Here is a 22,336-nt window from a genome sequence, read left to right as displayed (position 1 = left end):
GATTAAGGATGAGGCAGAAGGAAAAGGCTTTGTTGAGTTTTTTAATAAAACATAATGGTGAGTATGTGACAAGCGGAGACCTAGCTTCTAAATTATCCCTATCAGATCGAACAGTTCGAAATTATCTACAGGATTTAAAACCGTTAGTTGAAGATAATGGGGGGAAAATTATTGCTAAGCAGGGGCGAGGATATCAACTAACGATCATTCATAAAATGGCTTTTGATCTTTTTTTGAACCAAGAAAATATGGTAAGTAATTTACACAAAAAGACCGTGGGATTTTCTGAAGTAGAAGAACGGCAAAAATATATTTTGAATAGACTATTACTGGAAGAACGTGTGATTTTTATTGATGATTTAGCTGAGGAATTATTCATTAGTCGCTCTAGCCTAACAAAAGATATTCAAGACATAAAAGATAAACTAAAACTTTATTCATTAAAAATCGTATCGAAACACGGAAAAGGCTTTTGGGTTGAAGGAGAAGAGCGAAACAAACGTCATTTTATTATGGATACGCTTTTTGGCAAGACCTACGCTAACTCTATGAAAGATTATTTAGGAAACAGTCAGTTCTTTAAAGAAATTAGTCTGGAAGAACTGACGATTATTATCTTGGATGAGACGCGAGAGGCCCATCTAAAAGTTTCTGATTTCATTATTCAAAATCTAGTTTTGCATCTTTCGTTAGGAATTAAGCGAATGAAAGAAGGATTTGAGATTAAGGATTTAGGTATCCAACAAGATCTCTTTGAGAGTCTTGAATATCAAGTAGCTAAAAAAATTGTTAAACGAATTGAGATGATGGCTAATGTCATTTTTCCAGTTGAGGAGATTTCCTATTTAACTGTTCATTTGATGGCAAAATCGAATCACGAGGCGAACGAAAGTAATCAGGAGCTGCTTAAAGAATTAGATACAGCAATTGAAAAGATATCTCAAGCACTTGGCTATTCGTTAGCGGATGATCTTCAGTTGAAAAATGGATTATTAGATCATTTAGGTCCATTGTTGGTTAGATCTAACAGAGGAATATCGTTAGAAAATCCTTTAACTGAAGAAATAAAGGCGGAGAATCCACGTATTTTCCAGTTAACTAAAAAACATTTTTCAGAGATGCCGAAGCTTCGCCAATTTAATATCAGTGATGATGAGTGGGCATATCTGGCATTGCATTTGCTGGCTGCATTGGAGAAATTAAAGGATAGCTACAAAATACGGGCGCTAATTATTTGCGCGACAGGTTTTGGAAGTGCGCAACTGTTAAAAAATCGGGTTGTAAATGAGTTTGGAAAACATATTACGATCGCAAACGTCAAGGGATACTATGAAATTAATGATTCTTTATTAAAAGGTGTGGATCTGATTATATCTTCCGTGGATCTTTCAACAATGATTTTTAAGATTCCAGTATTGCATGTTAGTGTTTTTTTGAATGATACAGATGTCCATAGAATCCGGAAAACGCTCGATCAATTGAGTTCGAATGAGTCACCAATAGAAGCAACGCAATTCTTGAATTTCCATAAAAAGCAAAAATACTATGCTAATTACCTTGCGCGTAATTTTTTTAAAACGTATACTGTAATGCCAACCAAGGATTCAGTGATCGATGACTTATTAGCGTTATTGAGTGTTAATGAGGAAGAGGATTATTCAAAAAAGATGAAACAACAGATTTTGCAAAGAGAAACGATGGGACAGATTATTTTTAGTGAAACTGTTGCAGTCCCTCACCCAGCCCTTCCAATTGGCGTCTCTACAAAGATCGCAGTGGCTTTAATTCCAGATGGTATGGAGTGGGAGGACAATAAAAATATCAAATTTGTTTTCTTAATCTCTCCCTCTTATATCGAAAATGAAGGAATCACGGTGGTCACTAAGGCGATTGTGCAATTAGTGGATCAATTAACGGTTCAAGATCAAATTCTATCTGATCCAACATTTGAAAATTTTAACGAACAATTTATTCAAATTATTTAGTAAAGGGGGGATCTTTGTGACTGAACAAATGAGTAGTGAAGAGTTACAGGTAGCGGCTTTTGAAATCATTCTTCATAGCGGAAATGCTCGAACAATCATTCATGAGGCATTTGCTTCAATGCGCAATGGCGCGTTTGAGGAATCAGAAAATCTGTTAGAACAGGCTAATGAAAAGATTTTAGAAGCCCATAAATCTCAGACACAATTATTAAAAGACTACGCTAGCGGAAAAAAAATCGAAATGGAAATTATTATGGTTCATGCACAGGATCATCTTATGACTACCATGACTTTGTTGGAGGTAGCTAAAGAGATGAGCTATTTGTACCAACAAAGGACTAATCAATAGGAGGGATGAAAATGGGCGATGCCAAAAAATTGAAAGTGGAGCAAGACAGAAAACAATTTAGTTTACAAAATATGTATTTTAATCGTTATTTGATTATTCGCTATCTCACAGCCTTATTTTTTTTCATAAATCTTTACTGGTTGATATGTCTTTTATTGGTAAATAGTTTTGGAGCATTGATCCCAATGATTTTACTAGTTGGATTTGTTCCGGTAGTAGCAGAGCAGTATCATCTTTATCGGAAGCATCAGAATGTGGCTCTATTTACTAAAAAATATTTTCTTATTCAAGGAATGACTAACCTATGTTTAGCTATCGTAATTTTTACACCTTTTTTTTCGAACGTATTTCCATTTTTGAAAGATAATCAATCGGGAAGAGGGATCATTTTACTATTTATTGTAAGCGGTATCCTTTTATGTGTATTTGTCCAATGGCGCTTAAAGCAGATTAGTAATAATCAAGATAAACATTTCTATAGAATTCAAAAATATGAAAAAGCACTGCACTAAGGAGAGGGGAACAACTAATGTTTAATTTTTTACAGAAATATTTAATGGGTCCAATGGGTAAAATTGCCCAGCTTAAAATTGTTAGAGCAGTTATGGCGGCCGGAATGGCATCGATTCCTTTCACTATTGTCGGCTCAATGTTCTTAGTTTTAAATATACTTCCAGTATCGTTTCCAGCTTTAGAAGGATTTTTCAATGCGACTTTTTTCAAAATTAGCGATTTGTATATGATCGCCAATACAATGACAATGGGGATTTTGTCTATCTATTTTGCTTTCGTTTTCGCTTATGAATTAACCTCGATCGAACGAGACGAACAAAATTTGAATGTTAACCCGTTGATGGGCGCGTTATTATCCATCTTCGCTTTCTTTATGTGTATCCCAGAATTAGTGTTGAAAGGCGGTAAAATCGCCCTAGTATCTTCAGTGACTGATACTGAACATGTCGTGAACGGAATTAGAATGGGTGCCTTTGTCGATCGTTTAGGAACTTCTGGCATATTCACAGGAATCATCATGTCAATTATCGCTGTTGAATTATATTGTATGTGTGTAAAAAGAAATCTGGTCATTAAAATGCCTGATGTAGTGCCTGCTGGTGTTTCCCGCTCGTTTACTGCTTTAATTCCAACTTTTGTGATTTCATTTGCCGTAATGGTAATTAATGGTGTTTTAGTAGCTCTAGGTACGGATATTTTTAAAATGATTGCTATTCCCTTTAGTTTCGTTACACATTTAACGAATACATGGTTAGGAATCATGGTCATTTATTTCTTGATTCATGCGTTGTGGATCGTCGGTATTCACGGAGCGAATATCATTACTTCTTTCTTGACACCCATTGTGTTGGCGAATATGGCTGCCAATGCACAAGGAGCAAATTTCCCGTTAGCGGGTGAGTTCAATAATTCTTATGTCACGGTTGGTGGTTCGGGTGCGACTTTAGGTTTGATCATTTTTATTGCCTTTTTAGCGAAATCGGATCAATTAAAGGTATTAGGGAAGGCATCACTTGTTCCAGGTATTTTCAATATCAATGAGCCGATTATCTTTGGTATGCCAATTGTTTATAATCCATATTTGGCGATTCCCTTCTTTTTAGCACCAATGGCGTCCGCGTCAATTGCTTATTTTGCTATCAAGTTAGAAATTGTCAAACCCATGTTAGCGCAAATGCCGTGGCCTTCTCCAGTTGGGATCGGAGCGTTTGTTGGTAGTGGTGGTGACTGGAAAGCAGCTGTGTTAGCAGTTATTTGTGCAATCATTGCATTTATTATCTGGTTCCCATTCATTAAGTTTTATGATAATAAATTGCTTAGTGAAGAAATGGCTAAAGCAGCGGAACTTGCGGCTGAAAAGGCATAGTACAACCACTAAAAAACTATCTGATTAGGATCTAAATAAAAAGCTGTATGAACGATCTTTCGTTCATACAGCTTTTTACTATTCTTAATTCAAGTAAGACAGCTGCCCAATCAATGTATTCATTCGATGCTCCTCGATTCTTTTAGCTAACGCGCTTAAACTTTTGGCTGAAGGAACGTCTTCGATCACAAATAATTTTTCTTCTGGAATGATTGGGGTGGAAAAATTGGTGATATATAAATCTGAGGTCAAAGACTCCTGCGGCACTTTGGCATAGATTTTTTCCGCTTGGACATCTAAAGAAATTTTTCCCGGATAATTGTTTTTAAGATAGTGAGCTAAAAGTTGCGCATGTTTAATGCCTAAATCACTGCAAACCTCGACTTTAACTGGTTGGCGCAAGGCTGCTAATTTTTCAGGAAGATCGTTCCAATAGATGAATAGCTCAAATAAAATAGAATGAAAATATAGCGAGTACCAAGGGAAATGAACTTTGGCCTCTAAATTTTTGAGTGTTTTCATCAAGACTCTGCTGAAAACCATAAAGTCTCTTTGAATCGTTAAACTGTTGTAGAGTTCGCGATTATACGCCACGTGTTTCTCATAAGGGTAGACCTTGTATGAAGTATAAATCATCTTTAAAAGATCGACACACTCTACCCGGCTTTGATTGGAAATAGTGATGCCTAAGGCTTCGATGATTGTAGCGATTGTGGCATCACAAAGCCGAGTGATACGATCTTCTTCTTCTTGATTGTCCCAAGCGAAATTAGGCCAAAAAATGGTTTGGATCAAGTCACATTGGTGATGTTCACTTTGCGGTAAATCCAAGTTAGCTAGCCCACGCGTGACTGAAGGTTGATAAAATTTCAGATGATTTTTAGTATACATATTGCGTTTTTGATGATTGAAAAAGCCTTGCTCTTGACGGATCAAGCTAACAGCAATCAAAAAGGAAAATTCGGTTTTTTGAATGAAGGTTAAATTTAAGTTGAAGGTTTCGTTTAAGTAATTTGCAGCTTTCAATATCGCTGCTTGATTTAGTGGAAAAGGCCAATCATAGACATCATAGACTTCAGTAAAGTAGCTCGCCATGAAAATTCGCAGTTGCCGTTCATCGTTACCAATCAGACACAGATGATTTCTATCGATTTGCAGCCCGCGTTCGCCCAAGCCTTCATTTAGCTTAACGATGCGACGATAAAGGCTTGATGAGCTGAGGAAAAGTTCTTTCTCTAGATCGGTCCGTAACTTTCCCGGCTGAAAAAAGAGTAGCTCCAATAATTGGAAGGTTGGCGACTCTTTAAGAATCGCTGAAAATATTTCGTGTACCGAATGGTTATCTTTCTCAGACAAGCGAAACTCACCGGAGGCACTTTTTTCGATTTGAACGATATCGCCCCATTGATCTTCAATTTCTAGACAGTCACTTACTACCGTTTTTGGTACGGCATTCACACTTTCGGCTAGTTGTTTGATGGAGACATAATTATTCGCTGTTCGTAGAATCTGGATGATATTGATCTGACGATTTTTAGTTGAGGATAACGCATGTCTCATGATAAGCCTTCTTTCAATGGATTGATATTATTATTATAAAGGAAAAGATGTAAGTTGAAAATAATTATGGTAGTGATTAAGATTTTATTTTTTGCGAGAGTATAAACCTAAAGATGTTTTTTTATTAACTAGTTTAATAATATTTGTAATGCTTATTTTGGAAATCCCAACGTGAAAAATATTCAAAATGAGAATTTTTTTACAATCTAGTTATAATCAATCATTTTCCATTTCTTATTGGAAGTAAGATGATAGAATAAATAAAAGGCTCAATTTCATTCTATTTTTTTAAGAAATTAGCTAAATAAAATGTAAGGAGCGATTAATCGTGAAAAAAATAATTATTTTTGGTCTGTCTCTTGGGTTGATTGGTGGATTAGCTGGTTGTGGTTCGGATTCAACGGATTCCGCTAATTCTAGTACCTCTCAAACAACGAGTCAAAGTAGTCAAAGCCAAGCAAGCAGTGAGCGCAGCAATCAGTCGTTCAAAGTGAGTGCCGATGAAGCCATCAAGGCTTATCAAGAGGCTTATCCTGACAGCGATATTACGTCACTAGAGCTAGAAAGCTCTTTAGGAAAATATGTCTATAAAATTGAAGGTGTTGATGATGAGAAGGAATATGAAATGACTGTCAACGCAGATACGAAGGACGTGTCGAAAGAGCGGGAGGAAACGTTAGACGCCGACGATAAAGGCGGCGCCAAAAGAAAAGAAGACAAACTAGAGTTAGATAAACTTTTAAGTGTTGAGAAGGTCTCTGATCTGGCGGTGGAACAGGTTGGTAAGGGCGAAGCGACTGAATGGAGTTTGGACAAAGAGCTAGGTACAACTTATTGGGAAGTCAAAGTAAAAGATGGTCAAAAAGAGACGGACGTCAAAGTTGATGCGCAATCTGGAAAAATTCTTGAGTCAGAGACGGACGACTAATGGTTTAAAGAGGCGATGATCCTGTGATCATTGTCTTTTTTATTAAAAAAGGAGCTAGGGCATTGATATAATCCCAGCTCCTATTCATGTATAAACGGTGAAACAGAAGTAGCTTCTTCGAAAATAAGCCGAAAGTTCTCGAAGCTGAATATTTCTGTCTCAACCTCTTTCCTAGAATTCAGACTTTGCGGTATCTTCTAAGTCCGATAATGTTTAATGCAGTAAAGACAGCGATGAACAAAACTAAAATCATTAGATCAGGTCCGATTGTTTCTGTGCCTTGACCTTTGATCATAATTGCACTCAAAGCGTTGCCGGCGTAACTGAGGGGAAAGATATAAGCAAGTCCTCGGACCCAATTCGCCATTGTATCTAATGGAACCAGACCTGAGAAGAAGACCTGTGGAATAACGATCAACGGAATAAATTGAACCATTTGAAATTCCGAGCTGGCAAAGGTCGAAACAAAGATTCCCATGGAAAGTGCTGTCAAGGCAATCAGAATATTCGTGACAATCACCCACAGCAAGCTGCCAACAATTTGCAACTTAAGAAGATAGATTGAGAAGAAAATAATCACAAATGTTTGCAAAATGGCAAATAGACCGTAGCCAACAAGATAGCCAAAGACGATTTCGCTACGTTTGACTGGTGTTGCTAATAACCTTTCCAAGGTACCGCTGGTTCGTTCACGTAAAAGGGCGATGCCTGAGATCAAAAAGACAAAGAAAAAGACGAAAAAGCCAATCAAGATCGGAAAGATTTTATCAAAGAAAGTACTGTCAGCATGGCCGTAAACGTAAGAACTTTTAACCGTGAGTTTTTGCAGCTTCAAAGGGGTCTGCTTTTTTTCAGCTAAGACTTGCAGCTCCTGATTCATTTCTTTCATTTTGCTGGTGGTTAAGATCGATTGGATCATGCCTTTAATTTGAGCAGTACTGCTAGGGTCTTCATTTTCATAAGTGACTTTAACGGTCGAATCATCCAAGGAAATGAAGGCATCTAGATTGTTGTCCTTCATAGTGTCATGGATATTGATCCCCGTCTGATATTTTTTCGTCTTGACTTCATCTGAGGGAAAACTTTTTACTAATGAGGCTGGAACGGTCGAGTCCACGCCGATTTTTACATGGGTCTCTGAGTTGGAATCAAAAACAACATTCATCAAAGACAAAACAATCACTGGCGCAATCAGCATTAAGGCTAAGGTTCGTTTATCACGAATCAATTCTTTTATGACTCTAGTGAGGATGGCATTAAAACGCATCATTGCTATCGACCTCCGCTTTCAAGAAGACTTCTTCAATCGAAGCTGCTTGGAATTTTTGTTTTAATTCAGCCGGCGTACCGAAGGCAAAAAGTTTTCCCTCGATGATTAAGCCAACAGAGTCACATTTTTCTGCCTCGTCCATTACATGGGTTGTGACGACGATCGCTTTATTTTCTGCTGCCAAATGCTGCAGTTGCTTCCAAACAGCGACACGCAAGGTGGGATCAATCCCAACCGTTGGTTCATCCAATACGAGCAGATCGGGATTCGACAATAAGGTCATAGCTAATGATAAGCGCCGTTTCATTCCACCAGAATAGGTCGAGACGATTTGATCGAGAGCACCAGTTAAATTGACCAGCGCCATATTTTCTTGGATTGCTTGTTCTAATGTATCACCGGTTAGTCCCATTAATTTGCCAAAGAAAATCAAGTTTTCCTTAGCAGTCAAATCCGAATATAGGGCGTCACTTTGTCCCATATAGCCGACGCGGGCTAAGACTTTACGATTAGGCATCTTGGTTTGAAAAACGGTGGTTTGGCCTTTATCCAATTTTTCCATTCCCAGTAAACATTTTATCGTGGTCGATTTACCGGCACCGCTTGGTCCAATCAAGCCTAAGATTTTTCCAGCTTCAATTTGTAGATTGACATCTTTCAAAACTTCCCGTTTATCAAATGATTTATACGCCTGAGATATTTGCGCGACTATATTGTTAGCATCCATCATGGGTCCCCCTAATTAGTTAAAAAAATTTTTTGCGACGCTGGTTATTTCTAGCTTTTCATTAAGTCAAAGCAGTAACGTTTATAAAATGGACACGGTGTCTATTATTTTGTACTATATGAATTATATAGTGACTCGTTAAGGATGCAAGGAAAGACTGCTGGTAATGTACAGGTTGAGAAAAAGTGTTTATTAATTGTCGGAGGGCTAGAAAATGAAAGAAACGGATCTGCGTTATGAACGCACGAGAAAAAATATTTTGGCGGCCATGACGCGACTGCTTCAAACGAAAAGCTTTGAGCAGATCACTGTGACAAATATTTGCCAAGAGGCGGAGATCAGCCGCAGCGGATTTTATCTTCACTATGTGGATAAATATGATTTGGTTGAAGTGAATTTACAAAAATTTCGTGATCAAGCCAATCAATTTTTAGCAGAAACTAGTGACAGAGACAAAACCAAACTATTTTCAAATATGTTGAATTATCTTCAAGGAGAGGGGAAGTTGATTGCTGCTTTACTATCGGAAAATGGTTCGGTGGAAGTCCAAAATTATATAAAAAGAGTCATGCAGGAGAATGCGCGGGTAAATATTTTCCCACAGTTGAACTTGAAGATCGAAAGTGAAACGGAACAGCATTTTGCGATCATTTTTTTAAGCAATGCACTGTTGGGCGTGTTGCAAGATTGGATCAATCGTGGACAGAAGGAATCGCCAGCCGAACTAGTAAAAATCATGACGCACTTGATCACCTTTGATTTCAAAAAATAAGTCAAGCCTTGAAGTGTCGCTAAAACTCTTTAAGGCTTGTCGCATTGCTCAATAAAAATTTTTTTCAAAAAGAATAAGCATTCCTACAAAATCTTTCGTTAATAATAGTGTAGAGCAAAAATTTATTTTCGGAAGAAGGCGAGCGTATGGAGCGTCATCATTTTACGGTCTATCAACTATTTCGGACCAAATAAGAAAATATCGAGCCTCAGATTACCGCCTATTATCGTGAAAGTCACGACGGTGAAACAGTCATTAAATTGGTGTGTCTTTTACAGATTCGTGATGTTTTAGGGACAGAAAACCTCGATCGCCCATGTCTTTCGTTGGTTCGCTCACTCTACATCTATCCAGTAAGTGAGTCCATGAAGCGTTACTTCTTTTATTTCCATGCCTACTTTTCAGAGCAAGAGAGGGCGTGTTTATTGCCGCTGCTATTTCAAGCAATACCACAGTTTCAGACGATCCACGTCATTCAAGACCTGTCTATCTTATTAGTGAGGGTGATTTATCAGATTGCCGTTCCGTAGTTTCATTGTTGACAGTCAGAAGTTTACTGTTTTATACTGGAAATCTTTCCCTAAAAAGCCGAAACAGCCGATTGAAATTTTCAATCGGCTGTTTCGATGTTACCGTTCAATAAAATCATGAGGAACACAAATCTTTTCTTGTTTGTTATGGAAAAAAGCTTCAAAGGCTAACTTCCCAACCTTAGTTAAATGATGGTCGATACTAGGAAAGCCGGCTAATTTACTGATCAACAAATTTTCCCGACCAATCACTAAGGGAGCATTCCGTTCATACTCAGTCAAAATGACGGCGGCTACCTCATCGCCGTTGGTTAAAATGCCATCAACGGAACGCTGTTTAAAAAATGCGGCGGCTTTTTCACCATCTTGGGTATGGACACAGCAGTCCCAAAAAATATTCGATTCATCGAAGTTTGGGAAGACTTCCTTGGCGATCCGCAACGTTACTTGCGAGTTATGACTAATATTTTTACTGCGTCCTAAGGTGATCCCTAAATGTTTCACGCCCTTCGTTTTTAAATAATGAAAGGCTTCCCGTAAAGAGTTTTCTAAATTGTAATAGACACAACTCACAGGTGCCTCTGGAATGTTTTCACAAAAAACGATCGGACCGTACTGTTGGTATTCTTGAAAAACATCGATGGGATTAGCTTTTGTAGTTACAATCAGTCCGTCATAAGTCTTGGTAGCAAACTCGTCTAAGTAGTTTTTTTCCAGCGCTTGATCATAATTCGTCGGCAATAAGCTCACTCGATAACGGTGGTCAAAAGCCGCCTGCATGATCCCGCTGAGCATTTGATCGTAATAAGCGTGGTTAATAAAAGGCAAGACAACCCCGACATTCTTAGTCTTTCCATAGCTCAAATTTTGCGCGGAGCGATTCGGAACGTAATTCAGCTCAGTCATGACGGCCAGTACCTTTTCACGTTTTTCTTCGGTTACATATGGATGGTTATTAATGACGCGGGAGATTGTCGATACCGAGTAGCCGGTAATTCTTGCGATATCACGGATGTTTGCCATGGGACACCTCTTTAATCAAGGATTTATTCTATGTTTAAGCCGCTAAGTTCTCTTTAAGGTATTCGGTCACGGCAGGGCCAGATTCGTAAAAGGTGTAGCGACGATTTTTATAGAAGAAACTAATAATCGGGCTACCTAAAAATTCATCAAAGACTAAGCTGCTGATGTCGGCCAACTGCAATATTTCAGTGAGGGGACGTTTCAGACCTTGGCTTCGAACGAGGGTCAACTGGTGGTCAGAAAAATTTAGAGAAACATGAAAATATTCTTGTGTTTCGGTATTTTGAATCTTCATATAGGTATTCATAAAGCTTCCTCCTTTTTCTTTACAAAAGCAGTATAGTTTATGAAACGAGTTTCAGAGCAAGCCTTTTGTTTACTTAAAATAAAGAAAGTTGCTCCCGCTTGTCTTCAAAGGTATGAAGATAGCGAAAAATGTCTTCTGTTTGGTAAAGGATACCATGTTTTTGACAGGTGTTCTTAAAAATAGCCATTAATTCATCGTTGTTAGGGCTGGTGCAAACATAGTTTTCACCAAAAGCAAGGCGATATTTTTGCTTCATACCAGGAAAGTGTTTGTCTAGCTGTTGATAAAAAAAGTCGCGATTGCCGGCTCGCAAGGTCACACCAAAGCCAAAGCATAGGATTCCTTTGACCCCCGCTTGGATACAGTATTCGAGAATCCCTTCCAAGTTTTCCTTGCTGTCATTAATAAAAGGCAAGATAGGAGAGAGCCAGACAACAGATGGAATCTCGACCGTTTTAAAATGCATCAATGTTTCAAAGCGTTCTTTTGTAGTAGAAACATAAGGCTCCAAAATTTTACATAAGTCTTCATCGTAAGTGGTCAAAGTCATTTGCACCACCGCTTTAGTTTTTTTGTTAATCGCCGTCAGTAAATCCAGATCTCGCAAAATACGGGCGGATTTGGTTTGAATCGCTACCCCAAATTCATATTTTTCAATTAATTCAAGAGCGCCACGAGTGATTTGCAGACGAGGTTCTAATTGAATATAAGGATCGGTCATAGCGCCGGTGCCAATCATGCAAGGTTTCCGCCGCCGTTGCAATTCCTGTTCAAAAATTTCTAGGGCATTGGCCTTGATCTCAATATCTTCAAAAGGGTGATCCATTTGATAGCAATCACTACGACTGTCACAATAAATACAGCCGTGAGTACAGCCACGAAAAAGATTCAACCCATTCTTAGGGGATAAGATAGTTTTATATGCTTTATAATGCATTCGACACCTCCTGAACGTGCGTTCGTATTTATTATCCCATAAATTCAAGGTGATAACAATCGAAAGTCTCGGTATAATGAATAGCGGAGGTGGGTTTATGTTGAAAATCGGCGAGTTTTCGCGACTCGGTCAAGTATCCATTCGAACCTTGCATCATTACGACGAGATTGGTTTGCTCCATCCAAAACAAATCGATCACGAATCTGGCTATCGCTATTATTCCGTTAAACAGTTAGAAGTATTGGCCCAAATCGTATTATTGCGGGAGCTGAAGTTTTCTTTAAAGGAAATCAAAATTTTGATCCAGCAAGATGCTGAGATCATGACAGCCGCACTACTAGAAAAAGAACGAGTGATCGAGCAAGAAATTCAACAAGATCGTTTTCGACAGCAGCAGATTCAGCGAATGCTCAAACGGATGCAGCAACAAAAAAACTATCAAATATCAATTAAATCAATTTCGGCTTTTCAAGTCATCAGCTATCGCAAAAAATTAAAAACTTTTTATCATGAAGGGCTTTTTTGGGAAGAATTCATTGAGCAATTGAAGGATCAAAAAATTGCTTATCCTAGTGATCCAAAAAAAGTCTAACTATTTTTCATGATCAGGAATATCTTGAAGAGGGCGTCGATGTCGAATTAGCTATTTTGCTGGGGCGTAAGACTGAGGTGCAGCCGCCTTTAAAGTGCCGTCAACTGACGGCGATCAAGTTTGCCGCAAAGTTACGAAAGTTCCGGTGATTTCGACTGGGCAGCTGAGTTTAATTTTACAGAATAGAAGATCGGTAGACGTTTTCGGAGTGGAGCAATCCATTCCTTTTTTATTTTGTCAAAAATCAATCTATTTTCTGTACGAATATGAATAGTTTCCGAAAAACAATATTACAAAGTGTTTCATTCTTGATATATAAAAGAATAGATGCTATATTATCAATTGTAAATGATACAGATTTTTAGGAGATGTAATACAGTGGATAAAAAAGGTGCAGAAATCATTGTTAGAAGTTTAGAAAATCATAATGTTCCATTTATTTTTGGAATTCCCGGCGCCAAGATCGACGGCGTTTTCGATACATTAGAAGATCATGGCCCGCAATTAATTTTAGCTCGTCACGAACAAAATGCGGCTTTTATGGCACAAGCAATCGGCCGTTTGACTGGCGAACCCGGCGTGGTTATCGCAACTAGTGGACCGGGTGCAAGTAATTTAGCAACCGGGTTAGTGACTGCTACAGCGGAAGGCGATCCTGTTTTGGCTTTGGCTGGACAAGTAAAACGGTCCGATTTATCAAAACTGACACATCAAAGCATGGACAATGCAGCTCTATTTGCTCCAATTACAAAATATAGTTCTGAGATTCAAGATCCTGAAACATTATCAGAAAGTATTGCGAATGCCTATCGCATCGCGAAGACTGCTAAAAAGGGTGCAAGCTTCCTTTCAATCCCGCAAGATGTGACCGATGGCGAGGTGAAGGGAGCAGCGATTAATCCTTTATCTGCTCCAATTTTAGGGGCTGCTTCAACAGAAGACATTCAGGATTTGATTCAACGGATCAAAGAAGCAAAATTGCCCGTCCTACTGGTTGGAATGCGCGCTTCAGGTGAAAATGAAACCCGAGCCATTCGCAAATTAGTAGAAAAAACCGGTTTGCCAGTTGTTGAAACTTTTCAAGGAGCGGGAATTATCTCACGTGAATTAGAAAATCATTTCTTTGGTCGTGTTGGTTTGTTCCGTAACCAACCAGGAGATATGCTATTAAAACGCAGTGATCTCGTGCTTGCAGTGGGTTATGATCCAATCGAATACGAAGCACGAAATTGGAATGCGGAGAAGGATGCGCGTATTGTAGTAATAGATGAGGTACCGATGGAAATCGATCAATACATGCAACCAGAGGTAGAATTGATCGGTAGTATCGCTAAAACGATGGAAAACTTAAGTGAAGCGATCGATCATTATGAATTGTCTGAAGATGCAGTCCATTATTTGACTACGCTGCAAGACAAATTAGAAAATGGCAATAAGCACTTTGCTTCTGTTGAGGGTCGAGTGCATCCGTTAGCGGTCATCGATACTTTGCAAAAAAATGTCAGTGATGAGATGACCGTAACAGTCGATGTCGGTAGCCATTATATTTGGATGGCACGCCATTTCCGCAGTTACGAACCACGTCATCTATTGTTCAGTAATGGGATGCAAACCCTTGGTGTCGCATTACCATGGGCCATCTCCGCAGCTTTAGTTCGACCAAATACCCAGATCTTCTCGATCTCCGGAGACGGCGGTTTCTTATTCTCCGCTCAAGAGCTGGAAACAGCCGTTCGATTGAAGCAAAAAATTATTCATTTGATTTGGAACGATGGCAGTTACAATATGGTGGAATTCCAAGAAGAAATGAAATACGATCGGTCTTCTGGTGTGCATTTTGGTCCAGTTGATTTTGTAAAATATGCGGAAGCATTCGGGGCCAAGGGTCTCCGTGCAACGTCTCAGGCAGAATTGGAAGCTGCAATTCAAGAAGGCTTGCAAACCGATGGTCCAGTGATTATTGATATTCCAATCGATTACAGCGACAACAAAGAATTAGGAAAAACGATCTTGCCCGATCAATTTTATTAAACAGCCGATTGACTTGATAGGTGAGTAGACTGACGGCAAGTAGGAGGGACTAATTATGACAGTGAAAACAAAAAGTTATATTTACCAACATGGAACACTTGGTGGATTGATGCAAGATTTAATGGATGGTACGGAAAAAATCGGTGAATTGCTGCATTACGGTGATTTTGGTTTAGGCACATTGGAAGGATCAAATGGTGAAGTAATCATCCTTGATGGTGTCGTGTATCATGCAGATGAAACAGGTGTGATCAATCAACTAGCAGGCGATGAGCTTACTCCTTATGCCGCGGTAACAACTTTTCAAACAGATGAGGATTTTTCATTAGCTGAGCTTTCAGATAAGGCAGTGAAGGACCATATCTTAGAAAAAATCAGCCACAATTTGTTTTCAGCGGTGAAAATCAGCGGTACTTTCAAACATATGCATGTGCGGGTCGCGCCTAAACAAGAGAAGCCTTATCCGCGCTTCGTGGAGATTGCAAGACATCAGCCAGAATTTTCTGCAGATGAAATTTCTGGGACAATTGTCGGCTTCTTCACACCAAATTTATTCCAAGGAGCTGCAGCAGCGGGCTTCCATCTACACTTTATTAGCGATGATCGTCAATTTGGCGGTCACGTCCTTGATTTTGAGTTAACAGAGGGGAAAGTTGAGTTGATGGAATTAGCTGAGTTCCGCCAACATTTCCCAACAGAAAATACCGATTATTTAGAAAATGAAATCAAGCTTGACGATATTTCAAAAGATATTGAAGAAGCAGAATAAGAAAAGAGCCGTTCACATTTCGTGAACGGCTCTTTGTTTGTACAGATATCAATTTTACGATTAGACGCCTAGTAACGGGCCTGGATTTACAAAGCCAGACCATAATGCCGTAGAGACGCCAAAGTGTAGATGGACGCCAGTTGAGTTACCAGTGGTACCCATACCGCCAAGAACTTGGCCAGCAGTGACGGATTGACCGACGCTGACATTAGCGGCAGATACTAAATGCATATAATAAGAGTAATAACCATCTGGATGCTTGATAATTACATGATTTCCAGCGGACCAGTGGAAGCTGGCTTTTACGACTGTTCCGGCTTTTGAAGCAAGGATCGGCGTTCCTGCAGAGCCGGCAAAATCGATGCCGTCATGCTGGGTACCAGAAGCACCAGTTGGGTCTACCCGGGGACCAAAAGGGCTGGTAACAATTAAACCGATTGATAACGGTGATGCCCAGCCGCTACTATTAGAGACTGGTTTTGATTCTGATTCTTTAGGTGTGGTGACACTTGGTGTAACAGGAGTATCAGTTGTTGCTGGGTTTGTCGTTACTTGCACAGCAGAGGGATTAGTTACTGTCTCCGTTTGCTGCTGTTGCTGTTTGGCTTCTGCTGCTTGACGCTGTGCTTCTAATTGCGCGATTTCAGCGGTTTGTTTTTGTTTTGCACTCTCAGCTTCAGCGGCTTGTCTTTCGGCCTCTTCAGCCGCTTTTTGAGCTTCTTCAGCTGCTTGCTTCGCTTGTTTTTCAGCTTCTGCTTGGGCTTTTTCACGGGCTTCAGCTTCTTTTTTACGTTGTTCTTCTAAAGCTTTCAAAGCGGCTTGACGTTTTTTCTCAGCCTCTTCTTTTTGTTTTTCATATTTATCTTTTTGCCCTTTTTCAGTGGCGATGCTGACTTGAAGCGCATTTATTTTAACTTGTTGATCCAATTTTGTTTGGACGAGTTTTTCTTGCTTGGCTTTTAGTTCTTCAGTCTTTTGATTAATCACGACTAGGCGCTGTTCGGCTTCTTTTTCAAGCGTTTCTAATTCTGCCTTGTCTTTGGTTTGCTGTTCCATGATATTTTTACTAGCTGTTAACATCGTTGAAACAGCCATTGTTTTCTTAACCGCTTCACCGATCGAATCTGATTCGATGACGGCGTGGACAACGGAAGTCGCTTGGTTTTTAGTTTGCACGTCACGTGCCTGACTTCTCAACTGCTTTTCACGTTTTTGAATCTTTTCCTGTAAAATCCCAATCTTTTTAGTTAAGTCGCTTAATTTTTTTTCTTCATTTGTCTTTTCTTTCAAGACATCGGTGACTTCTTTTTCAACAGCGGCAACTTGCTGTTCTAAGGCAGCCTTTTGTTCTTCCGCGGATTGTTCTGTTTGTTGCAATTCTGAGATTTTTTTATCTTGATCAGCAATTTTTTGATCATATTCATCTGCTAACGCGCTAATAGGAGTAGCAGTTAAGGTCAAAGCGCATAACGTCAACGCTGTGTACTTTTTCAACTTAATCATGGATTCCCTCACTTTTTTCATCTTTCGGATTCAATTATATAAGAAGTTATGAATAAAAAGTTTAAAGTAGCCGAATTTTCATCTAACCGTATAGTTTGTAATGGGAATGAAATATTCAAATGGGGGAGATAGTCAGAATATTACTTGACCTGTACGATTTATTGATTGTGGCCTATTTCCATTGGTTCCAAGCTAAATAAAAACCGCTGGATTAATGGAGTTCTGCGATTAATTACGGTAAAATAATGCCAGAAAGAAGTATTTGTTTAAATTTTTTTTGAAAGCAGGAGGACTATCAAATGAGTTGGAAAAATCAAGAGGGAAAAGAAGCGGCATATCAATTACTGCTGTTGCAACAAAAAGCATTGCTTGGAGGAGAAAGTGATTTGATCGCGAATTTAGCGAACTCTTCCGCTTTGTTAAATCAAACTTTACAAGAGACCGTTTTTGCTGGGTATTATTTGTTTAAAGAAGATGAGTTGATCTTAGGGCCGTTTCAAGGAAATGTTTCTTGCGTGCATATCGCAATGGGCAAAGGCGTTTGTGGCGAAGCTGCTGAGAAGAATCAAACATTAATCGTTGAAAATGTTTTGGAACATAAAAATTATATTGCCTGCGACTCAGCGGCTCGTTCGGAAATTGTCGTTCCTATGAAGAAAGGTGACCAACTAATTGGTGTACTAGATCTTGATAGTTCAGAAGTCGGTATGTACGATCAGATTGATCAATTTTATTTAGAGCAATATGTAGCATTATTAATGGAAAGTATCAGCTTAAATTAAGAATAATGCGTATAATGCTATTTATTTGAAGAAATAACACGCTTAATGTGGCTTTTTAACCCACTTAATGCTACGATATAAGTGTAGTAAAACTTTTAAGGGGGATTTCGATGAATAAAGAAGCAGTTATTATCGGAGAGAGCTATGAGTGTCGTAAAACGGACTTTGCTCGACCAATTATTGGAGAGGTTCTACGGAAAGAAGACGGCGGCTGTGTTGTTAATGTCGAGCGTTTCTATGGATTAGATGTAGATAAAATTGATCAAGTCGAAGGCCAAGTATTAATTAAATACAGTGAAGTAACAGGCATCGTTACAAACAATCGATTTTTTAGCTAAAAAAGTAAGTAAAGTGGGTGTCGGAAATTCCTTTTGACACGCACTCTATTCATGAAAAAGAGGTATGACTGAAGACAGTCATACCTCTTTTTTTGCCTATTTTGTAACAAAGCGTACTAATTGTTCAGCAAACGCGTCGGTTGATAACGCGTCGATTTTTAGCATTTGAGCAAAGTCGTGGGTCATTAAATGTGTTTCTAACGCTTGTTCGATCGCTTGAGTAATCAACTGACTAGCTTCGAACCAGCCGAGATGATCCAACAGCATCGTCGCCGACAGTAGTAACGAGCAAGGATTCGCCCAGCCGTTACCGGCAATATCCGGTGCAGTTCCGTGGGTGGCCTCAAAAATCGCATGACCGGTTTTATAATTAATATTCGCCCCAGGAGCGATCCCAATCCCACCAACTTGGGCGGCTAAAGCATCGGAAATATAGTCCCCATTTAAATTCGTCGTCGCTACAACTTGATATTTTTCTGGATACAAAAGAATTTGTTGCAAGAAATTATCTGCGATCACATCGTCAACAATGATTTTCCCCGCGGCTTGCGCCTCCGCCAAAGCCGCTTCCGCTTTTTCCTTGCCGGCTTTGGCTGAAAGCTGTTTAAACTGATTCATCGTGAAGGCTTGGGAATAATTTTTTTCAATGTAATCATAGCCCCAATTTTTAAAGCCGCCTTCAGTAAATTTCATGATATTGCCTTTATGGACCAGCGTCACCCGGGTCTTGCCTTGTTCAAGGGCATAATCTAACGCCGCGGCGATCAGCCGTTGACTGCCTGCTTGAGAGATGGGCTTGATCCCTAAGGCAGTTGTTTCGGGAAAACGAACTTTTGTAACAGATAATTTATCAGTTAAGAAAGCTAACAGCGCTTGGACTTCGGAAGAATCTTTTGCAAACTCGATACCAGCATAAACGTCTTCGGTATTTTCTCGAAAAATCGTCATATCGGTTTTTTCCGGTTCCTTTAATGGAGAAGGAACCCCCTTGAAATAGCGGACCGGTCGAACACAGGCATAGAGATCTAGTTCTTGGCGTAAAGTCACGTTAAGAGAACGGAAACCTTCACCGATCGGCGTGGTCAACGGTCCTTTGATGGCAATCTTATGTTCTCTGATCGCTTCTAAAGTAGGGTCAGGAAGCCATGTACCCGTTTGATTATAAGCTTTTTCACCAGCTAAAATTTCTAGCCAATCGATTTTTCGTGTTCCTTGATAGACAGAATTGACGGCTGCATCGACCACTTTTTTGGTTGCCTGCCAAATTTCAGGACCAATACCATCGCCTTCGATATAAGGGATGACAGGATTGATTGTGTTTGTCATTAAACTTGCTCCTTCTGCATTTTTTTATGGATGACTAAAGGTAGGATACCTTGATTTTTCCAATAGCTGATGTCCGCAGCAGAATCGAATCGTAATTTCACTTGGAAATGAATTTCTGTATCACCAACAGCAATTACGTCAATCAATTGATTGATAGCTGGTTCCTTTGGAAAGACAAAGCTGTACCGTTCTTGTCCAGTTAAGCCTAGAGAATCCGCCGTTTGTCCTAGTAGATACTCAAAGGGAATCACTCCCATCATCACGAGATTACTGCGATGAATGCGTTCGTAGCTTTCCGCTAAGACTGCTTTGACACCTAAAAGGTTGGTTCCTTTAGCAGCCCAATCACGAGAAGACCCCATGCCGTAATCTTTTCCCGCTAAAATGATCGTACCGATTTTTTCTTGCTGATAACGCATCGCTGCATCATAGATCGACAGCTCTTCACCCGTGGTAGCAAGTTTTGTATAGCCGCCAGTTGTTTCGGGAGTTAATTGATTTTGAATGCGGATATTGCCAAAGGTTCCCCGCATCATTACTTCATGATTGCCCCGTCTTGAACCGAAGGAATTAAAATCCATATAAGCCAAGCCATGCTCCTTCAAATAGTTGCCAGCCGGTGATTGCAGACTGATATTTCCAGCCGGCGAGATATGATCGGTAGTAACCGTGTCACCAAATTTCGCCAAGACTTGCAGATTTTTCAAGCTTTCCGTATCATCTATTGCCGCACCTAAGTTTTCAAAGAAAGGCGGGTTAGCGATGTAGGTAGATGCGTCATCCCAATCGTAGCAATCGCCTTCAGAGGTCTCAATCTGATTCCAACGCTCATTCGATTGATAAACATTTTCGTAAGCCTTTTGAAAATCAGCCGGCTCTAAGAACTCATTGATATAAGCCGCCACTTCTTCTTGCGTTGGCCACAAGTCCTTCAAGTAAATCTCTTTTCCATTGACGACAGCGATTGCTTCTTTCGTCAAATCTTTTTTGATTGAGCCTGCTAATGCATAGGCGATCACTAACGGCGGCGAAGCTAAATAGTTCGCCTTAATCAACGGGTGAATCCGTCCTTCAAAATTCCGGTTGCCTGATAGGACGGCGGAAACGACTAAATCACTTTCTTTTAAGGTCGTTTCAATCTCTTCGGCCAAAGGTCCAGAATTTCCGATACAAGTAGTACATCCGTAGCCGACGATATCAAAGCCTAGTTCAGCCAAAGGTTCTAGTAAATGTCCCTTTTCTAAGTATTGGGTCACGATCTTTGAACCGGGAGCCAGAGAGGTTTTAATGGTCGCCGGGACTTGCATGCCTAGATCGACAGCTTTTTTAGCTAATAAGCCGGCAGCCACCATGACGGATGGATTGCTAGTATTCGTACAGCTGGTGATAGCGGCTAAAGCCAAATCACCTGTTTCAAGGGCTGTGTCGGTTCCAGCGATCTTTTCTTGGCGAGTAAGTTCCTTCTCGTTTAAGCCAAAGCCTTTCGGTCCGTTGACATTGGTTAAGGAAGTGGCAAAATTATCCGCCACTTCGGCCAATAGAATCCGATCCTGTGGCCGTTTTGGGCCAGCGATGGAGGATTGAACCGTCGATAAGTCTAAATGAATCACGCGAGTATACTCAGGTGTTTCTGTTCCATCATAGAACAAGCGGTTTTGTTTCACATAGGCGGCAACTAATTGTACTTGTTCCTCTGTTCGACCTGTCAAGCGTAAATAAGCTAGCGTCTCTTCATCAATTGGACAAAAGCCGCAAGTTGCACCGTATTCAGGCGCCATATTGGCGATCGTTGCACGGTCAGAGAGACTTAATGTTTTATAGCCACTACCAAAGTATTCGACGAATTTGCCGACAACTTTTTCATTGCGTAATAGTTCGGTTAAATAAAGGGCTAAATCGGTAGCAGTCGCACCGGGGCTTAAAGAACCGGTCAATTCTACACCGATGACCTCCGGAGTTGGGAAATAGGAAGCTTCGCCTAAGATCGCCGCTTCCGCTTCGATCCCGCCAACGCCCCAGCCAAGTACGCCCAGGCCGTTAATCATGGTGGTATGAGAATCAGTTCCTTCTAATGAATCCGGGAATAAAATATTTTTTTCATTTTTTAAGATCACATCGGATAAATATTCCAGATTGACTTGATGGATGATGCCGGTTTCTGGTGGTACAACTTCAAAATTATCAAAAGCCTGCTGGGCCCATTTTAAAAATTGATAGCGCTCGTGATTCCGTTCGAATTCTTTTTCGGTGTTGTAAGATAGACTTTCTTTAGTTCCCGCACAATCAACTTGGACCGAGTGGTCTACAACTAAAGTCACGGGAATCTCGGGATTGATAATCCGCGGATCGCCATCAAGTTTGACCACCGCATCCCGCATTGCTGCCAAATCAACTACCGCAGGAACACCGGTGAAGTCTTGCAGGACCACCCGTGACGGGCGAAAGGGAACGACTCCAGTGGGCTTTTTCGCGTTAAAATTGACCAAGTTTTCTAAATCAGCAATTTCTTCATGGCGTGCTAAGCTTTCTATTAAAACCCGAATGCTGTAGGGATACGCCGTAATGTCTTTTTGGTAGGCTGCTGTAATTGAAGGAAGATCAAAATAGGTATAATGTTCGTCATTGACGACTAACTCTTTTTTCCAATCCAAGATGGAATCCCTCCTAAGTGTGTTATCGTTTGAAGATAGTTAGCAATATTATACGAATAAAAAAAAAGAATGTAAAT

General features: G+C 39.9%; 20 protein-coding genes. 11 read left to right on the top strand and 9 right to left on the bottom strand.

Going from position 1 to position 22,336, the window contains the following annotated elements; genetic code table 11:
• Positions 1–8: 8 nt before the first annotated feature.
• Genes IGI54_RS07295 through celB form a run of 4 tightly spaced genes read left to right on the top strand, consistent with a single transcriptional unit; the run spans position 9 to position 4,213 of the window.
• Positions 9–1,985: a BglG family transcription antiterminator gene (locus tag IGI54_RS07295; protein ID WP_430620301.1), complete on the top strand. Its 1,977-nt coding sequence runs from the start codon at positions 9–11 to the stop codon at positions 1,983–1,985.
• 28 nt (positions 1,986–2,013) lie between these two features.
• Complete coding sequence (locus IGI54_RS07290; protein ID WP_216430787.1) at positions 2,014–2,334, top strand: PTS cellobiose transporter subunit IIA; 321 nt, start codon at positions 2,014–2,016, stop codon at positions 2,332–2,334.
• Positions 2,335–2,345: 11 nt separating this feature from the next.
• Positions 2,346–2,846, top strand: a complete 501-nt coding sequence (locus IGI54_RS07285; RefSeq protein WP_430620300.1) for a hypothetical protein — start codon at positions 2,346–2,348, stop codon at positions 2,844–2,846.
• Between the two features lie 17 nt (positions 2,847–2,863).
• Entirely contained in the window at positions 2,864–4,213 is a 1,350-nt protein-coding gene (gene celB / locus IGI54_RS07280) for a PTS cellobiose transporter subunit IIC (RefSeq protein ID WP_313629774.1), read from the top strand.
• An 84-nt stretch (positions 4,214–4,297) separates the two neighbouring features.
• Here the strand turns inward: celB and IGI54_RS07275 are convergent, their stop codons facing one another.
• Entirely contained in the window at positions 4,298–5,773 is a 1,476-nt protein-coding gene (locus IGI54_RS07275; protein WP_430620299.1) for a helix-turn-helix domain-containing protein, read from the bottom strand.
• Positions 5,774–6,101: 328 nt separating this feature from the next.
• On the opposite strand from IGI54_RS07275, the gene IGI54_RS07270 reads away from it, so the two are divergent.
• Complete coding sequence (locus IGI54_RS07270; RefSeq protein WP_313629772.1) at positions 6,102–6,701, top strand: PepSY domain-containing protein; 600 nt, start codon at positions 6,102–6,104, stop codon at positions 6,699–6,701.
• Between the two features lie 178 nt (positions 6,702–6,879).
• Here the strand turns inward: IGI54_RS07270 and IGI54_RS07265 are convergent, their stop codons facing one another.
• Complete coding sequence (locus tag IGI54_RS07265; RefSeq protein WP_430620298.1) at positions 6,880–7,971, bottom strand: ABC transporter permease; 1,092 nt, start codon at positions 7,969–7,971, stop codon at positions 6,880–6,882.
• On the bottom strand, positions 7,958–8,701 hold the full coding sequence (locus IGI54_RS07260; RefSeq protein ID WP_430620297.1) for an ABC transporter ATP-binding protein: 744 nt from the start codon (positions 8,699–8,701) through the stop codon (positions 7,958–7,960). Before IGI54_RS07260 ends, IGI54_RS07265 begins: the two co-directional genes overlap by 14 nt.
• Positions 8,702–8,912: 211 nt before the next feature.
• On the opposite strand from IGI54_RS07260, the gene IGI54_RS07255 reads away from it, so the two are divergent.
• Positions 8,913–9,470, top strand: coding sequence for a TetR/AcrR family transcriptional regulator (locus IGI54_RS07255; RefSeq protein WP_071862871.1), 558 nt, complete (start codon positions 8,913–8,915; stop codon positions 9,468–9,470).
• A 629-nt stretch (positions 9,471–10,099) separates the two neighbouring features.
• Here IGI54_RS07255 and IGI54_RS07250 read toward each other — a convergent pair.
• The 3 genes from IGI54_RS07250 to IGI54_RS07240 all read right to left on the bottom strand — a co-directional run bounded on the left by IGI54_RS07250 (position 10,100) and on the right by IGI54_RS07240 (position 12,267).
• Positions 10,100–11,023: a LacI family DNA-binding transcriptional regulator gene (locus IGI54_RS07250; protein ID WP_430620296.1), complete on the bottom strand. Its 924-nt coding sequence runs from the start codon at positions 11,021–11,023 to the stop codon at positions 10,100–10,102.
• A 34-nt stretch (positions 11,024–11,057) separates the two neighbouring features.
• Positions 11,058–11,330 (bottom strand): hypothetical protein, encoded by a 273-nt coding sequence (locus IGI54_RS07245; protein WP_216430720.1) that lies wholly within the window; start codon positions 11,328–11,330, stop codon positions 11,058–11,060.
• Positions 11,331–11,403: 73 nt separating this feature from the next.
• On the bottom strand, positions 11,404–12,267 hold the full coding sequence (locus tag IGI54_RS07240) for an SPL family radical SAM protein (RefSeq protein WP_430620295.1): 864 nt from the start codon (positions 12,265–12,267) through the stop codon (positions 11,404–11,406).
• 97 nt (positions 12,268–12,364) lie between these two features.
• Between IGI54_RS07240 and IGI54_RS07235 the strand changes: the two genes are divergently transcribed.
• From IGI54_RS07235 to budA, 3 genes are all read left to right on the top strand, one after another.
• Entirely contained in the window at positions 12,365–12,859 is a 495-nt protein-coding gene (locus IGI54_RS07235) for a MerR family transcriptional regulator (protein WP_430620294.1), read from the top strand.
• Between the two features lie 378 nt (positions 12,860–13,237).
• On the top strand, positions 13,238–14,890 hold the full coding sequence (alsS, locus tag IGI54_RS07230; RefSeq protein WP_430620293.1) for an acetolactate synthase AlsS: 1,653 nt from the start codon (positions 13,238–13,240) through the stop codon (positions 14,888–14,890).
• A 55-nt stretch (positions 14,891–14,945) separates the two neighbouring features.
• Entirely contained in the window at positions 14,946–15,659 is a 714-nt protein-coding gene (budA, locus tag IGI54_RS07225) for an acetolactate decarboxylase (RefSeq protein WP_430620292.1), read from the top strand.
• A gap of 60 nt (positions 15,660–15,719) precedes the next feature.
• Here budA and IGI54_RS07220 read toward each other — a convergent pair whose 3' ends face one another.
• Entirely contained in the window at positions 15,720–17,162 is a 1,443-nt protein-coding gene (locus IGI54_RS07220; RefSeq protein WP_430620291.1) for a peptidoglycan DD-metalloendopeptidase family protein, read from the bottom strand.
• A gap of 299 nt (positions 17,163–17,461) precedes the next feature.
• On the opposite strand from IGI54_RS07220, the gene IGI54_RS07215 reads away from it, so the two are divergent.
• Positions 17,462–17,944: a GAF domain-containing protein gene (locus IGI54_RS07215; protein ID WP_430620290.1), complete on the top strand. Its 483-nt coding sequence runs from the start codon at positions 17,462–17,464 to the stop codon at positions 17,942–17,944.
• 110 nt (positions 17,945–18,054) lie between these two features.
• Complete coding sequence (locus IGI54_RS07210) at positions 18,055–18,282, top strand: hypothetical protein (RefSeq protein ID WP_071862857.1); 228 nt, start codon at positions 18,055–18,057, stop codon at positions 18,280–18,282.
• Positions 18,283–18,378: 96 nt separating this feature from the next.
• Here the strand turns inward: IGI54_RS07210 and icd are convergent, their stop codons facing one another.
• Together icd and acnA are read right to left on the bottom strand one after the other, a co-directional pair.
• Complete coding sequence (icd, locus tag IGI54_RS07205; RefSeq protein WP_430620289.1) at positions 18,379–19,608, bottom strand: NADP-dependent isocitrate dehydrogenase; 1,230 nt, start codon at positions 19,606–19,608, stop codon at positions 18,379–18,381.
• Positions 19,608–22,259: an aconitate hydratase AcnA gene (gene acnA / locus IGI54_RS07200; protein ID WP_430620288.1), complete on the bottom strand. Its 2,652-nt coding sequence runs from the start codon at positions 22,257–22,259 to the stop codon at positions 19,608–19,610. Before acnA ends, icd begins: the two co-directional genes overlap by 1 nt.
• Positions 22,260–22,336 lie beyond the last annotated feature (77 nt).

This window comes from Enterococcus sp. DIV0800, from assembly GCF_050559735.1.
Lineage (GTDB): Bacteria > Bacillota > Bacilli > Lactobacillales > Enterococcaceae > Enterococcus_A > Enterococcus_A devriesei.
This window is presented reverse-complemented; position numbering and strand designations above follow the sequence as displayed.

Coding starts and splice junctions, on each gene's coding strand:
- IGI54_RS07210 (WP_071862857.1), top strand. CDS start 18,055: ATGAATAAAGAAGCAGTTATTATCGGAGAGAGCTATGAGTGTCGTAAA.
- IGI54_RS07295 (WP_430620301.1), top strand. CDS start 9: ATGAGGCAGAAGGAAAAGGCTTTGTTGAGTTTTTTAATAAAACATAAT.
- IGI54_RS07215 (WP_430620290.1), top strand. CDS start 17,462: ATGAGTTGGAAAAATCAAGAGGGAAAAGAAGCGGCATATCAATTACTG.
- IGI54_RS07245 (WP_216430720.1), bottom strand. CDS start 11,330: ATGAATACCTATATGAAGATTCAAAATACCGAAACACAAGAATATTTT.
- IGI54_RS07235 (WP_430620294.1), top strand. CDS start 12,365: ATGTTGAAAATCGGCGAGTTTTCGCGACTCGGTCAAGTATCCATTCGA.
- IGI54_RS07290 (WP_216430787.1), top strand. CDS start 2,014: ATGAGTAGTGAAGAGTTACAGGTAGCGGCTTTTGAAATCATTCTTCAT.
- IGI54_RS07250 (WP_430620296.1), bottom strand. CDS start 11,023: ATGGCAAACATCCGTGATATCGCAAGAATTACCGGCTACTCGGTATCG.
- celB (WP_313629774.1), top strand. CDS start 2,864: ATGTTTAATTTTTTACAGAAATATTTAATGGGTCCAATGGGTAAAATT.
- icd (WP_430620289.1), bottom strand. CDS start 19,608: ATGACAAACACAATCAATCCTGTCATCCCTTATATCGAAGGCGATGGT.
- IGI54_RS07220 (WP_430620291.1), bottom strand. CDS start 17,162: ATGATTAAGTTGAAAAAGTACACAGCGTTGACGTTATGCGCTTTGACC.
- IGI54_RS07275 (WP_430620299.1), bottom strand. CDS start 5,773: ATGAGACATGCGTTATCCTCAACTAAAAATCGTCAGATCAATATCATC.
- IGI54_RS07240 (WP_430620295.1), bottom strand. CDS start 12,267: ATGCATTATAAAGCATATAAAACTATCTTATCCCCTAAGAATGGGTTG.
- IGI54_RS07285 (WP_430620300.1), top strand. CDS start 2,346: ATGGGCGATGCCAAAAAATTGAAAGTGGAGCAAGACAGAAAACAATTT.
- budA (WP_430620292.1), top strand. CDS start 14,946: ATGACAGTGAAAACAAAAAGTTATATTTACCAACATGGAACACTTGGT.
- IGI54_RS07265 (WP_430620298.1), bottom strand. CDS start 7,971: ATGATGCGTTTTAATGCCATCCTCACTAGAGTCATAAAAGAATTGATT.
- IGI54_RS07255 (WP_071862871.1), top strand. CDS start 8,913: ATGAAAGAAACGGATCTGCGTTATGAACGCACGAGAAAAAATATTTTG.
- IGI54_RS07260 (WP_430620297.1), bottom strand. CDS start 8,701: ATGATGGATGCTAACAATATAGTCGCGCAAATATCTCAGGCGTATAAA.